This window comes from Xanthomonas sp. 3307, from assembly GCF_014199735.1.
Lineage (GTDB): Bacteria > Pseudomonadota > Gammaproteobacteria > Xanthomonadales > Xanthomonadaceae > Xanthomonas_A > Xanthomonas_A rydalmerensis.
On record NZ_JACHOG010000004.1, the window covers coordinates 267844 to 280403 of the forward strand.

Annotated in this window: 10 protein-coding genes and 1 other RNA gene; 4 read left to right on the plus strand and 7 right to left on the minus strand. The window is 68.9% G+C overall.

Features of this window, described 5'->3' with window-relative positions; all coding sequences use genetic code 11:
* Window position 1: 1 nt before the first annotated feature.
* Entirely contained in the window at window positions 2–676 is a 675-nt protein-coding gene (locus GGR64_RS12425) for a lectin (protein WP_260303005.1), read from the minus strand.
* A gap of 220 nt (window positions 677–896) precedes the next feature.
* Here GGR64_RS12425 and GGR64_RS12430 point away from each other — a divergent pair, with 220 nt between their 5' ends.
* A complete protein-coding gene (locus tag GGR64_RS12430) occupies window positions 897–1373 on the plus strand; it encodes a hypothetical protein (protein ID WP_184646183.1) in 477 nt (158 codons plus the stop codon).
* A gap of 85 nt (window positions 1374–1458) precedes the next feature.
* Here GGR64_RS12430 and hmgA read toward each other — a convergent pair whose 3' ends face one another.
* The 3 genes from hmgA to hppD all read right to left on the minus strand — a co-directional run bounded on the left by hmgA (window position 1459) and on the right by hppD (window position 4401).
* Entirely contained in the window at window positions 1459–2760 is a 1302-nt protein-coding gene (gene hmgA / locus GGR64_RS12435; RefSeq protein WP_184646185.1) for a homogentisate 1,2-dioxygenase, read from the minus strand.
* On the minus strand, window positions 2757–3170 hold the full coding sequence (locus GGR64_RS12440; protein WP_184646187.1) for an endonuclease domain-containing protein: 414 nt from the start codon (window positions 3168–3170) through the stop codon (window positions 2757–2759). The genes hmgA and GGR64_RS12440 overlap by 4 nt, the downstream gene beginning before the upstream one ends.
* A 163-nt stretch (window positions 3171–3333) precedes the next feature.
* Complete coding sequence (gene hppD, locus GGR64_RS12445; protein ID WP_184646363.1) at window positions 3334–4401, minus strand: 4-hydroxyphenylpyruvate dioxygenase; 1068 nt, start codon at window positions 4399–4401, stop codon at window positions 3334–3336.
* 181 nt (window positions 4402–4582) lie between these two features.
* On the opposite strand from hppD, the gene GGR64_RS12450 reads away from it, so the two are divergent.
* Complete coding sequence (locus tag GGR64_RS12450) at window positions 4583–5065, plus strand: MarR family winged helix-turn-helix transcriptional regulator (protein WP_160969329.1); 483 nt, start codon at window positions 4583–4585, stop codon at window positions 5063–5065.
* A 128-nt stretch (window positions 5066–5193) separates the two neighbouring features.
* On the opposite strand, the gene GGR64_RS12455 is transcribed toward GGR64_RS12450, so the two are convergent.
* From GGR64_RS12455 to GGR64_RS12465, 3 genes are all read right to left on the minus strand, one after another.
* A complete protein-coding gene (locus GGR64_RS12455; protein ID WP_160969331.1) occupies window positions 5194–5796 on the minus strand; it encodes a thioredoxin family protein in 603 nt (200 codons plus the stop codon).
* A gap of 10 nt (window positions 5797–5806) precedes the next feature.
* Window positions 5807–7330 carry an oligopeptide:H+ symporter gene (locus GGR64_RS12460; RefSeq protein WP_184646189.1) on the minus strand — a complete coding sequence of 508 codons (1524 nt, stop codon included), beginning with the start codon at window positions 7328–7330 and terminating at the stop codon, window positions 5807–5809.
* A gap of 292 nt (window positions 7331–7622) precedes the next feature.
* Window positions 7623–8534: a tryptophan 2,3-dioxygenase family protein gene (locus tag GGR64_RS12465; RefSeq protein WP_184646191.1), complete on the minus strand. Its 912-nt coding sequence runs from the start codon at window positions 8532–8534 to the stop codon at window positions 7623–7625.
* A gap of 190 nt (window positions 8535–8724) precedes the next feature.
* On the opposite strand from GGR64_RS12465, the gene GGR64_RS12470 reads away from it, so the two are divergent.
* A non-coding RNA gene (locus tag GGR64_RS12470) (sX9 sRNA) lies at window positions 8725–8800 on the plus strand.
* Between the two features lie 42 nt (window positions 8801–8842).
* Window positions 8843–12424, plus strand: coding sequence for a lamin tail domain-containing protein (locus GGR64_RS12475; protein ID WP_184646193.1), 3582 nt, complete (start codon window positions 8843–8845; stop codon window positions 12422–12424).
* Window positions 12425–12560: the final 136 nt, after the last annotated feature.

Below are 12560 nucleotides of genomic sequence, written 5' to 3' on the forward strand. Positions count from 1 at the left end.
CTCAACCACAACCCTCCACGTAATCCACCTGCGGCGGCAGGCCCACGCGCCAGGCGACGGCCTTGCCGGCCGCGTCGGTCTCGAACACCAGCACACCGGGCTGGCTGGCCTCGCCGCGCACGCGCAGCACCTTGGCGCCCTCCACGTACTTGTGCGGCTGCTCCTCCAGGCGGCCGGCGTACAGCGCGCGCAGTTGCGCCAGGTCCATGCCGACCTTGCCGCCACCGGGTGCGGTTTCCTTGGCGGTGCGCACGTCGTAGCGCACCAGCTTGTCGCCTTCGACCATCAGGCCGAACTGGTTGTTGTCCTTGGCCCAGCGCGGACGCAGCACGTAGCAACTGCTGCCGGCACTGGGCTGGCCATCGAGTTCGCCGCCCCAGGCGGCGCGCGCCTGCGCCACTGGCATGCCCAGGCGCAGATCGCCGTAGCCGTCGATGCGCGCCAGTTGCCGGTCGCCCGCGGCCAGGTCCGGCGGAAGCGCCGAGGCCGGCGCCTGCGCCGGCGGCACGTCGCCGTCGGGCTGGTCGATGTCCGGCGGCGGCAAGGCGCCATCGTCGGCCGCGGCGGGCGCCGGCGCGGATGGTGCAGGAGGCGTGGCCGGCGGCGCGGGCGGCTGCCGGTCGCAGGCCACGAGCGCGAGCAGCAACACCGCCACGCCTGGTTGAATCGGCTTCATCGCACTTCCTCGCTGGACCAGCGCATAGGCTAGCGTGCATGCCATCGCGCTGCACGGCATCACTGCCGCGATGCGCTACCGCGCAGGCGCAGCATCCCGGAAAAAGCGTCGATCAAGTCGATGGCAAGGCGGCTACCGGGACCGACACGCCAGCGCATCGCACCTGTCATCGGCATTTCACCGCCGCGAGCCAAACTGCGCGCCTACCGACCCCGCCGCCATGCATCCGCGCAAGACCGCCCTCGCCCTTGCGGCACTGCAATCGCACGATGCGCCGCTGGACATGCGCCAGCGACGCGTACTGATCCTGGCCGACGGCCAGCGCAGCATCGAGGAACTGGTCACGCTGGGCGGACGCGGTGCCGATGCGATCGTGCAAGCGCTGCTGCAGCAGGGCTACCTAGACGACGGCCGCAGCGTCGCCGCCGCGCCGGTGGCGGCGAGCGCGCTGCTCAATGCGCGCATGTATCTGCTGGACCTGCTGCAACTGCAGCGCCATCCGGCCTCGCCTGCCCTGCAGTCGCAATTGCGCGCCGCGCGTGAGGAATACGACACCCTGCGCGCGATCGCGCTGGTGCTACGCACGATGCCGGAGATGACCTCCGAGCGCTACGCGCAGCGCATCCGCGAGCGCGTGCTGGAGATCCTGCCGGCATCGCTGCACGGCGCGCTGACGGCCGCGGCGGAGGCCGCCTGAGCGCAGCGCCGCCGTCCATGGCGGTGCCAGCGTCGGAACGGCAACAGCCTGAGCGGCGCCGCCGCGCCGCCGCGCCGGCGCGTGCTCAGGGCGCGCGGAAGTGCCGGCGCAGGCCCTGCCAGCACTGCTGGTAGTCGCGCTGGCGGTGCGCGGCGTCCAGCGCCTGCGCGGTCGGGCGCAGCACCGCGCGCGTCTCGAACATGAAGGCCATGGTGTCGGCGATGACGTCCGGCCGCGACAGGTCGGCCTGCGAGGCCTTGTCGAAGGTGGCCGCGTCCGGCCCGTGTCCGCTCATGCAGTTGTGCAGCGACGCGCCGCCCGGGGCGAAGCCGTCGGCCTTGGCATCGTAGACGCCGTGCACCAGGCCCATGAACTCGCTGGCCACGTTGCGGTGGAACCACGGCGGCCGGAAGGTGTGCTGCGCCACCAGCCAGCGCGGCGGGAAGATCGCGAAATCCATGTTGGCGGTCCCGGGCGTGTCGCTGGGCGCGGTCAGCACGGTGAAGATGCTCGGATCGGGATGATCGAAGCTGATCGAGCCGATGGTGTTGAAGCGGCGCAGGTCGTACTTGTACGGGGCGTAGTTGCCGTGCCAGGCGACCACGTCCAGCGGCGAATGCCCGATCGGCGCGCGCCACAGGTGGCCCTGGAACTTGGCGATCAGTTCGAACTCACCCTCGTCTTCCTCGTAGGCGGCCACCGGGGTCAGGAAGTCGCGAGGGTTGGCCAGGCCGTTGGCGCCGATCGGCCCCAGGTCCGGCAACCGCAGCAGGCCACCGAAGTTCTCGCACACGTAGCCGCGCGAAGTACCATCGGGCAGCTCCACGCGGAAGCGCACGCCGCGCGGGATCACCGCGATCTCCTGCGGCGCGACCTCCAGCGTGCCCAGTTCGGTGCACAGGCGCAGTTGGCCGAGTTGCGGCACCAACAGCATTTCCGCGTCGGCGTTGTAGAAGAAACGTCCCTGCATCGAGGCGTTGGCCGCATACAGGTGCACCGCCACGCCGTGCTGCGCTTCGGCCGAGCCGTTGCCGGCCATGGCGTACAGACCATCGACGAAGTCCACCGGCGTTTCCGGCAGCGGCAACGGGCTCCAGCGCAACTGGTCCGGCGGCACCGGCCCGCGCTGGAAATCGTTGTGGAACGCGCCGGCGCGCTCGTAGGCGACGAAGCCGCCATGCAGTACCGCCGGGCGGATGCGATACAGCCAGCTGCGGCGGTTGACCCCGCGCGGCGCGGTGAACGCGGTGCCCGACAACTGCTCGGCGTACAGGCCGTGGGCCACGCGCTGCGGCGAGTTCTGCCCGACCGGCAACGCGCCGGGCACCGCTTCGGTGGCGAATTCGTTGCCGAAGCCGGACATGTAGCCGCTGGGTTGGATGTTCATGGCGAGGACTCTTCTGCTTGAAGCCCCTCTCCCACCGGGAGAGGGGTTGGGGTGAGGGTACGGGCACCGACGAAGTACAAAATCGCCTCCAGGACCGCATCAGCTTGCAGCATCACATCGTTGTTCCAGAAACGCAGTACATGCATCCCTTGCGATTGCAGGTAACGAGTTCGCTCGGCGTCGGCCGCTTCCGAATGTTGCGAGCCATCCAGTTCAACGACAAGCCTCAACGCCTCGCAATAGAAATCGACGACGTAAGGCGGCATTGGATGCTGCCTGCGGAATTTCAAGCCAAGCAGGCCTCCGTTTCGCAGGTGGCGCCAGAGCTTTCTTTCCGCATCGGTCATGTCACGGCGCAAACCGCGGGCGTTTCTCAATGTGGTTGTAGGTAATGGCGGATTGAGTTCCATGACTCCACCGTACCCTCACCCCAACCCCTCTCCCGGTGGGAGAGGGGCTACACCGGCTGTCGGAAGTCTCCGCGATGCGCTGTCAGCGTCTCCTAGCTTTGAGCATCCACTGGCCTTGAGCATCCGCTAGCCGCAGCCTCCACCCGCTGCCAGCATTCCGCCGTCAGAGCACGCCGCGCTTCATCTGGTCGCGCTCGATGCTCTCGAACAGCGCCTTGAAGTTGCCTTCGCCGAAGCCTTCGTTGCCCTTGCGCTGGATGATCTCGAAGAAGATCGGGCCGATGCAGTTCTGGGTGAAGATCTGCAGCAGCTTGCGCTGCTTGGTCTCCGGGTCGGCGTCGATCAGGATCTTGTTGCGCGCCAGCCGCGGCACGTCCTCGCCATGGTTGGGAATGCGCTGGTCGATCACCTCGAAATAGGTGTCCGGCGTATCCAGGAACGCGACGCCGGCCGCGCGCATGCGCTCGACCGTTTCGTAGATGTCGTCGGTGAAACAGGCGATGTGCTGGATGCCTTCGCCGCGATAGGCGTCCAGGTACTCGTTGATCTGGCTCTTCGGATCCGACGATTCGTTGAGCGGGATGCGTACCACGCCGTCCGGCGCGGTCATCGCCTTGGACACCAGGCCGGTCTTGGCGCCCTTGATGTCGAAGTAGCGGATCTCGCGGAAGTTGAACAAGCGCTCGTAGTAATCCGACCAGCGCTGCATGTTGCCGAAGTACAGGTTGTGGGTCAGGTGGTCGATGAAGGTCAGGCCGAAGCCGGCCGGGTGCTGGTCGGCGCCGGGCACCGGCTCGAACTCGGTATACACCGAGCCCTTCTCGCCGTACTGGTCGACCAGGTACAGCATGCAGTCGCCGATGCCCTTGACCACCGGTGCCGGCACCGCGCGGGTGTCGGCCTTGTCGGCGATGGCTTCGCCGCCGTTCTCCAGCACCTTGGCGAACACTTCGTCGGCCGGGTGTTGGAAGCGGATCGCGAAGCCGCAGGCACAGGGGCCATGCGCGGCGGCGAAATCGGCAGCGAACGAATCCGGGTCCTCGTTGACCAGGAAGTTGACCCCGCCCTGGCGGTACACGGTGATCGCACGCTGGCGATGACGCAGCACCGCGGTGAAACCCATGCTGCGGAAGTACGCGTGCAACTGCTCGCCCTGCCCGGCCGGCGCGGCGAATTCCACGAACTCGAAACCGTCGATGCCCATCGGGTTCTCGAAGGTGGTGACCTGCATGCCGAGGTTGGCGGGCTGCGACGGATGTTGCGGTTGTGCACTCATGACGCGTCTCCTGGAGGACGGGGGTCGCGGCGGCCGGCCGAAATTTCGGGTGCGGACGGACGCCAGACTCGCGAGAATGGCCGTAGTATCCTCCGTTGTAGTTACAAGTGAAACCACCAGCAAGGTGCAATGCAGCATGACGATCGCCACGCCCGCTCCCACGCCCGACTCGCCCTCCCTGGATCTGGAACGGTTCCTGCCGTACCGGATCAGCGTGCTGTCCAACCGGATCAGCAGCAACATCGCCCGCGTCTACGGCGAGCGCTACGGCATGGCGGTGACCGAGTGGCGGGTGATGGCGGTGCTGGCGCTGTACCCGGGGCTGTCGGCCGGTGAGGTCTCCGAGCGCACCGCGATGGACAAGGTGGCGGTGAGCCGGGCGGTGGCGCGGCAGCTGGAGCGCGGATTCATCCAGCGCGAGACCCATGGCGACGACCGCCGCCGCTCGGTGCTGCACCTGACCCCGGCCGGGGTGGAGGTGTACCAGGTGGTGGCGCCGATGGTGCTGGAGTGCGAACGGCGCCTGCTGGCACCCTTCAGCGAGGACGAGCAGCGGTTGCTGAACCGGCTGATCGACCGCCTGGCGGCCGAGGGCCTGCCGAGCATGACCGGGCGCTGAGGCGCCGGGGCGCGCGGACTGCGCGCCTTTAAACGCTGTAGGAGCGGCTTCTAGCCGCGACTTGGCATTACTGGGAAAGCCCGGTCGCGGCTGAAGCCGCTCCTACGAAAAGCGCGTGCTGCCGCCGCTCAGGGCTTCGGCGGCGCCCACTGCTTGAGGAAGTCCGAGAACTTCTTGCGGTCGTAGCCCTTGTCCTTCTGCAGGTCGCCTACCACCTGCGAATGCAGCAGCTTGCCGTCGGCGTCGAGCACCAGCAGGTGCGGGAAGTCGACGATCTTCGGGTACTGCGCCATGAACGCCTCGTTCTTGTTGGCGTCGCTGACGTTGACCTTGACCCAGACGAAGTTGGCGTCGCGGAAGCTGCGCAGTTCCGCATCGCCCTCGATGAAGGTGTCCAGGGTGTGGCACCAGTCGCAGGCCTCGTTGCCCACGTCGAGCAGGATGCGCTTGCCGCCGCGCTTGGCCTCGACCATGGCGGTGTCCAGGTCGTCGGCCGGGTTGCGCTGCGGATCGAACTGCGCGCCCAGCGCCTTGGCCGCGGCGATGTCGGCGGCGGCCGGCGTATTGCCCGAGGCCACCGGCTGGTTGGGATCGGCCACCGGCGGCTTCTGCACCGAGGTATCCAGCGGCTTGGCCGGCGCCGGCGCATCGGGCGGTGCCGCCGTCTGGCCACAACCGCTCAGCGCCAGCACCGCCACCAGGGCAGCGCACATCGTCTTGTTCATCAGCATTGCCACGTCCTCACTTCACACCATGCATCAGCTTGCTGATCAACGGCGCGATCAGGAACAGCACCACGCCGGCGCCCAGCAGCGCCCAGAATCCGAAGGTATACCCGCCCAGCGCGGAAGACACGGTCATGCCGCCTTCGCCGCTGACATGGCTGGCGAAGATGCCGGACAGGTTGTTGCCGATGCCGGTGGACAGGAACCAGCCGCCCATGCCGAAGCCGACCAGCCGCAGCGGCGCCAGCTTGGTCACCATCGACAACCCGATCGGCGACAGGCACAGCTCGCCCACCGACTGGATGACGTAGACCATGAACAGCGTCCAGAACGGGATCTTGCCGGCGTCGTTGACCAGGCTCGACAGCGCGAACATCAGCAACAGGAAGGCCAGGCCGTTGAACATCAGGCCGAGCGCGAACTTGCGCGAGATCGACGGATTGAAGCGGCCGGCCTTGACCCAGATCCAGGCGATGAGCGGCGCCAGGGTGATGATCGCCAGCGAGTTGACCGATTGGAACCACGCAGTCGGGAAGGTCCAGTCGCCGAACTGGCGGTTGACGATCTCGTCGGCGAGGAAGGTGAAGGAGCTGCCGGCCTGCTCGAAGAACATCCAGAACAGCACGTTGAAGGCGAAGATGATCAGCATCGCGATGACCTTGTCGCGCGCCACCTTGCCGTTGCGGATGCCCTCCACCAGCAGCATGACCGCCAGCGCCACGAACATGGTGCTGAGGATCCACTGCAGCACTTCGGCGCCGGCGGCCAGCGCCAGGTACACCGCCGGGATCGCCACCAGCATGCCCAGCAACACGTAGACCACGCGCATGCCGCCGGCACCGCCCGGCAACGGCGCGCCGATGCCCTTGAGCTGGCGGCGGCCGAACCAGAACCACACCAGGCTGATCAGCATGCCGATGCCCGAGGCGATGAACACCATCTTGTAGGACGGCATCGCCTCGGTGCCGAACACCTTCTCGGCCAGCTGCTGGGTCAGCCACGGCGCGATCATCGCGCCCAGGTTGATGCCCATGTAGAAGATGGTGAACCCGCTGTCGCGGCGCGGATCGGCGACGCTGTACAGCTTGCCGACCATGGTCGAGATATTGGGTTTGAACAGGCCGTTGCCGACCACCACGGTGGCCAGGCCCAGTTCGAAGATCTGCGGGTTGGGCACGGAGATCAGGAACAGGCCGGCGGCCATGACCGCGGCGCCGACCAGGATCGAGCGCTGGTAGCCGAGCACCCGGTCGGCGATGTAGCCGCCGAAGATCGCCGCCGCGTACACCAGCGCCAGGTAGGCGCCGTAGGTGGCGCTGGCCGAGGCCTGGCCCTTTCCCTGGCCGCCATGGAACTGCGCCACGATGTACAGCACCAGCGCCCAGCGAATGCCGTAGAACGCGAAGCGCTCCCAGAACTCGGTCATGAACAGCATCCACAGGGGACGCGGATGACCCAGCAGGGTCTTGAATTCGGGCGGTTGCGCTGACGGCGGCTGCGGTGAGGCGGGGTGGTTCGACGCGACGACGTCAACGCTCATGCGGTGTTCCCTTGCGTATTCAGGATGGGCTGGGGCGGTGCGTCCGGCCAGGCCGGGCAACGCGCGAGGATCACCGAGCGACGCCGTGGCGTCAAATGCGTGGAGAAGCCGGGACGCGGGACCCGGGGCCCGGGACCCGGAAAAAGCGGGACCTCGACGACCAGGGATTCCGGGCGAGAAGGCGATGTCCGCATGCGGTAAGCCAACGTCCACGCGGCACGCCACACGGAAAGACGAAAGCCTCCGACGACGCAGCGCAGCAAGGCCGGGCGGCGTCTGACAGCGCGCTCCATTACGGAGCTTGCGACGCCCCACCCGGGTCCCGGGTCCCGAGTTCCGGGCCCCGGCTCTCCAGCCCCACCGAGGTGCGCACTTCGAACAGTTCCGGGAAGAAGGTCAGCGCCAGCGCCTGCTGCAGGAAGCCGACGCCGCTGGAGCCGCCGGTGCCGCGCTTGAAGCCGATCACCCGCATCACCGTGCGCATGTGGCGGAAGCGCCACAGCTGGAACTGGGTCTCCAGGTCCACCAGGTCCTCGCACAGAGAGTACTCGCGCCAGTAGCGGTCGGTGTTCTCGTAGATGCGCTCGAACACCGGGCGCAGCAGCGGGTCGCTGACGTGCGGCTGTCGCCAGTCGCGGGCGTGGTACGGCGCCGGCACCGCATGGCCGAAGCGGGCCAGGTAGCGCAGGAACTCCTCGTACAGGCTGGGCGCCTCCAGCACCGCCTGCAGTGCCGCCTGGCCCTGCGGGTCGTGGTCGAACACCGGCAGCATCTGCACGTTCTTGTTGCCGAGCATGAATTCGATGGTGCGGTACTGCAGCGACTGGAACCCGGAGGACGGGCCAAGCACGTCGCGAAAGCCCATGTACTCGGACGGGGTCAGGGTCTCCAGCACCGACCACTGCTCGGTCAGCAGGCGCAGCACCTGCTTGCTGCGCGCCAGCACCTTGCGGCACTGCCAGACCTGATCGCGCTGCAGGTGCGCGATCGCCGCGCCCAGCTCGTGCGCCAGCAGCTTCAGCCACAGCTCGGAGGTCTGGTGCTGGACGATGAACAGCAGTTCGTCGTGGTGCGGCGGGTTCGACAGCGGTTGCTGCGCCGACAGCAGCCGGTCCAGGCGCAGATAGCCGCCATAGGTCAGGCGGCCTTCCAGGTCGGTATGGATGCCGGCTTCGAGCGGGCGCTGGTTCTGTTCGACGGGCATGGGCGGCAGGGGCGTTCCGGGCCGGCAAGGGTACCGCAGCGACGAATGTCACACATTGGTCAGCACCCGTTGTCAAACTCCGGCACAATCGTCGGCGGCGCTGGGGGCGCCGTCGGTTCATCTGCGTAAGAGCGGCTGACAAAAGGACTGCGCAGCCACCAGGCAGGCGCGGACGGTGCTCGGAATCCTCATGTGCCACTTGCACACTGCGGTTCCTCCGTGCCGTCCGCCCCCGCCTGGCGACTGCTCGCGACGTTTCGTTAGCCACTCTTACGTCCACGTCTTCAAGGATTGGGGAGATCTTGTTCATGCGAACCATGCTGCTTCGAGCTGCAGTGTTGTCGTGCGCGTTGGGGTGTGCCGGGTACGCCCAGGCGCAGGTGGTCATCAGCCAGGTCTATGGCGGTGGCGGCAACAGCGGCGCCACCTACAAGAGCGATTTCGTCGAATTGCACAACAACGGCAGCGAGGCGGTGAGCCTGGCCGGCTGGTCGGTGCAGTACGCCTCGGCCGCCGGCAGCAGCTGGCAGGTCACTACGCTGAGCGGCAGCATTGCGCCGGGCGGCTACTACCTGGTCAAGCAGGCCGACGGCAGCGGCGGCAGCGCCGCGCTGCCCACGCCCGATGCCACCGGCACCATCGCCATGAGCGGCACCGCCGGCAAGATCGCGCTGAGCAAGAGCAGCGCCGCGCTGAGCGGCGCCTGTCCGGCCAGCAACGCCGACTTCGTCGGCTACGGCAGCAGCGCCAGCTGCGCCGAAGGCAGCGCCCCGACCGCCGCGCCCAGCAACACCCTGGCGGTGCTGCGCGGCAACGGCGGCTGCAGCGACAGCGACAACAACAACGCCGACTTCGCCACCGGCGCGCCGACCCCGCGTAATAGCGCCGCGCCGGTCAGCCTGTGCGGCGGCGGCAACCAGCCGGTGGCCAGCGTGGCCAACGTCAGCCGCGCCGAGGGCGACAGCGGCAGCACCGCGTTCGTGTTCACGGTGACGCTGAGCCAGCCGGCCGGCAGCGCCGGCGTGAACTTCACCGTCGCCACCCGCGACGGCACCGCCACCGCCGGCAGCGACTACCAGGCGCTGGCCGCGACCCAGGTGACCATCCCGGCCGGCGAGAGCAGCGCCGAGGTGCGCGTGCTGGTCAACGGCGACACCAGCAACGAACCCGACGAGACCTTCTACCTGGACATCAGCGGGATCAGCGGCGCGCTGCCGTCCACGCTGACCGCCAGCGGGGTGATCCTCAACGACGACTTCAACCTGGTGCCGATCCACAGCATCCAGGGCAGCGGCGCGCGCTCGCCGCTGGTCGGCCAGGTGGTCGCCACCAGCGGCGTCGTCACCGCGCGGCGCAGCGCCGGCTTCTTCCTGCAGACGCCCGACGCCCAGGCCGACGCCGACCCGCTGACCTCCGAAGGCATCTACGTCTACACCGGCAGCGCGCCGCCGGCCGAGGCCGCGGTGGGCAACGCGGTGCGGGTGCAGGCCACGGTGGTCGAATACGTGCCCAGCACCGACCCCAGCCAGCCGCCGCTGACCGAACTGAGCGCGCCGACGGTGCTGCTGCAGTCCACCGGCAATCCGCTGCCGGCCGCGGTCGAGCTGACCACCCGCTTCCCCGACCCGAACGGCGCCTACGACCAGCTCGAGCGCTTGGAAGGCATGCGCGTCAGCGTGCCCAGCCTGACCGTCAACACCCCGACCCTGGGCAACGTCAACGAGACCAACGCCAGCGCGACCAGCAACGGCGTGTTCCATGCCGTGGTCACCGGCCTGCCGCGCGCCTGGCGCAGCGCCGGCGTGCAGCAGCCCGACGCACTGCCGGACGGCTCGCCGGCGGACGTGCCGCGCTGGAACACCAGCCCGCAGGTGATCGCGGTCGGCAGCGCCGGCCTCGGCGGCGAGCGCATCGACGTGGCCGCCGGCTGCACCGTGCTCGGCGTCAGCGGCCCGCTGGACTACAGCTTCCGCCGCTACACGATCTACCCGGAAACCGCGCCCAGCGTGCAGTGCGACGGCGCCGACCAGCCCAAGCCGGCCCCGGCGCCGCAGGCCGACGACGTCAACATCGCCACCTACAACATGGAGCGCTTCTTCGACGACCAGAACGATCCGGCGATCGGCGAACCGGTGCTGACCGCGGCCGCCTACCAGGCGCGCCTCAACAAGGCCTCGCTGGCGATCCGCAACTACCTCAACACGCCCGACATCCTCGGCACCGTGGAGATCGAGAACCTGAGCGTGCTGCAGACCCTGGCCGAGCGCGTCAACCGCGACGCGGTGGCCGCCGGCCAGCCCGATCCGCAGTACGTGGCCTACCTGCAGGAAGGCAACGACGTGGGCGGCATCGACGTCGGCTTCCTGGTCAAGACCGCGCAGGTCGGCGCCGGCATCGCCCGCGTCGAAGTGGTTTCGGTGAGCCAGGAAGGCAAGGCCGCCACCTGGACCGAGCCCGGCGGCACGGTCAGCCTGCTCAACGACCGTCCGCCGCTGCTGCTGAAGGCGGTGGTGCATTTCGCCGACGGCCGCGCGCTGCCGCTGACCGTGGTCGAGGTGCACCAGCGTTCGCTCAACGGCGCCGAAACCGACGACGCCAGCGGCCAGCGCATCCGCGCCAAGCGCCAGGCGCAGGCGGTGTTCCTGGCCAACCTGTTGCAGGCGCGCCAGGCCGCCGATCCCACCGAGCAGGTGCTGGTGATGGGCGACTTCAACGCCTTCGAGTTCAACGACGGCTACGTCGATGCGATGGGCACCATCACCGGCCTGCCGGCGCCCGACGCGCAGACCGTGGTCGCCGGCGACGGCGCCACCCTGGTCGATCCGGCGCTGTACAACCTCACCCTGCTGTCGACCCCGGACCAGAGCTACTCCTACGCCTACGACGGCAATGTGCAGTCGCTGGATCACATCCTGGCCAACCGCGCGCTGATGCGCTCGGCGCAGATCGCCGGCCTCAGCGAAGCCCATGCGCGGCTCAATGCCGACTTCCCGGCCGTGGCCCGCAACGACGCTAACTCGCCGGCGCGGCTGTCCGACCACGACCCGGCGGTGGTGCTGATCAAGCTCAAGCCGCTGGAGCGCGCCGACCTGAGCCTGCGCGTGAGCGCCGCCAACGCGTCGGTCTACGCCGGCGACACCATCCGCTACAGCATCACCCTGGCCAATGCCGGTCCGGACGCGGCGCGCGCCGCCGCGGTCGCCTTCGCCCTGGATGCAGCAGTGGTCCCGAGCGTCACCGCCGCCCCGGGCTGGGACTGCGCCGCGCCGGAGGTGGCCGCGCAGACCGTGGTGACCTGCAGCACCGCGCAGTTCGCTGCCGGCACCACGCCGCGCTTCGACGTGGCGGTGCCGGCCGGCACCGCCCTGGTCGGGCGCAGCCTGAGCCTGGCCGCGTCGGTGGCCTCGCAGACCGAGGATCCCAACCCCGGCGACAACGGCGGCAGCGCCACGGTGGCGGTGCAGGCGCGTCCGGCCGGCGACCTGGCGGTGTCGATCGACGGCCCGGCCACCCTGCCGTTCCTGGCCTTCTTCGCCGACTACCGCATCGACGTACGCAACCACGGCAATGCGCCGGTGCAGGGCGCCAGCCTGGAGATCGACGGCAGCACCCTGTCCGCCCTGACCGCGCTGGTACCGCCGCGCGGCTGGCAGTGCGTGCGGCAGAACCACGGCCTGCGCAGCGCGCGCTTCCAGTGCCACAGCGGCGCCGACCTGGCGCCGGGCGCCAGCGCCGCGTTCCGCCTGAGCCTGGCGACGCGGCCGCTGCCGGCCGACCGCCAGATCGTGATCGGCGCCAGCGCCGGCTCGACCTCGGCCGATGCCGATCCCAGCGACAACAGCGCGCGCTTCAGCACGCGCGTGGAGGGGCTGCGCCTGTTCGGCCGCTGATCGCGGCGACGGGTGTGCACCAGGAAGGGCGTGGCCTCGCGGCCACGCCCTTTTTTGTTTTTGTTGTAGGAGCGGCTTCAGCCGCGACGGCGTTCCCGGTAAAGCCCGTCGCGGCTGAAGCCGCTCCTACGAGATG

Bases quoted from the DNA above. Each gene is read 5' to 3' on its own strand.
- GGR64_RS12430 (WP_184646183.1), top strand. From the start codon at position 897: ATGCATCCGCGCAAGACCGCCCTCGCCCTTGCGGCACTGCAATCGCAC.
- GGR64_RS12450 (WP_160969329.1), top strand. From the start codon at position 4,583: ATGACGATCGCCACGCCCGCTCCCACGCCCGACTCGCCCTCCCTGGAT.
- GGR64_RS12465 (WP_184646191.1), bottom strand. From the start codon at position 8,534: ATGCCCGTCGAACAGAACCAGCGCCCGCTCGAAGCCGGCATCCATACC.
- GGR64_RS12455 (WP_160969331.1), bottom strand. From the start codon at position 5,796: ATGCTGATGAACAAGACGATGTGCGCTGCCCTGGTGGCGGTGCTGGCG.
- GGR64_RS12440 (WP_184646187.1), bottom strand. From the start codon at position 3,170: ATGGAACTCAATCCGCCATTACCTACAACCACATTGAGAAACGCCCGC.
- GGR64_RS12425 (WP_260303005.1), bottom strand. From the start codon at position 676: ATGAAGCCGATTCAACCAGGCGTGGCGGTGTTGCTGCTCGCGCTCGTG.
- GGR64_RS12475 (WP_184646193.1), top strand. From the start codon at position 8,843: ATGCGAACCATGCTGCTTCGAGCTGCAGTGTTGTCGTGCGCGTTGGGG.
- hppD (WP_184646363.1), bottom strand. From the start codon at position 4,401: ATGCAGGTCACCACCTTCGAGAACCCGATGGGCATCGACGGTTTCGAG.
- GGR64_RS12460 (WP_184646189.1), bottom strand. From the start codon at position 7,330: ATGAGCGTTGACGTCGTCGCGTCGAACCACCCCGCCTCACCGCAGCCG.
- hmgA (WP_184646185.1), bottom strand. From the start codon at position 2,760: ATGAACATCCAACCCAGCGGCTACATGTCCGGCTTCGGCAACGAATTC.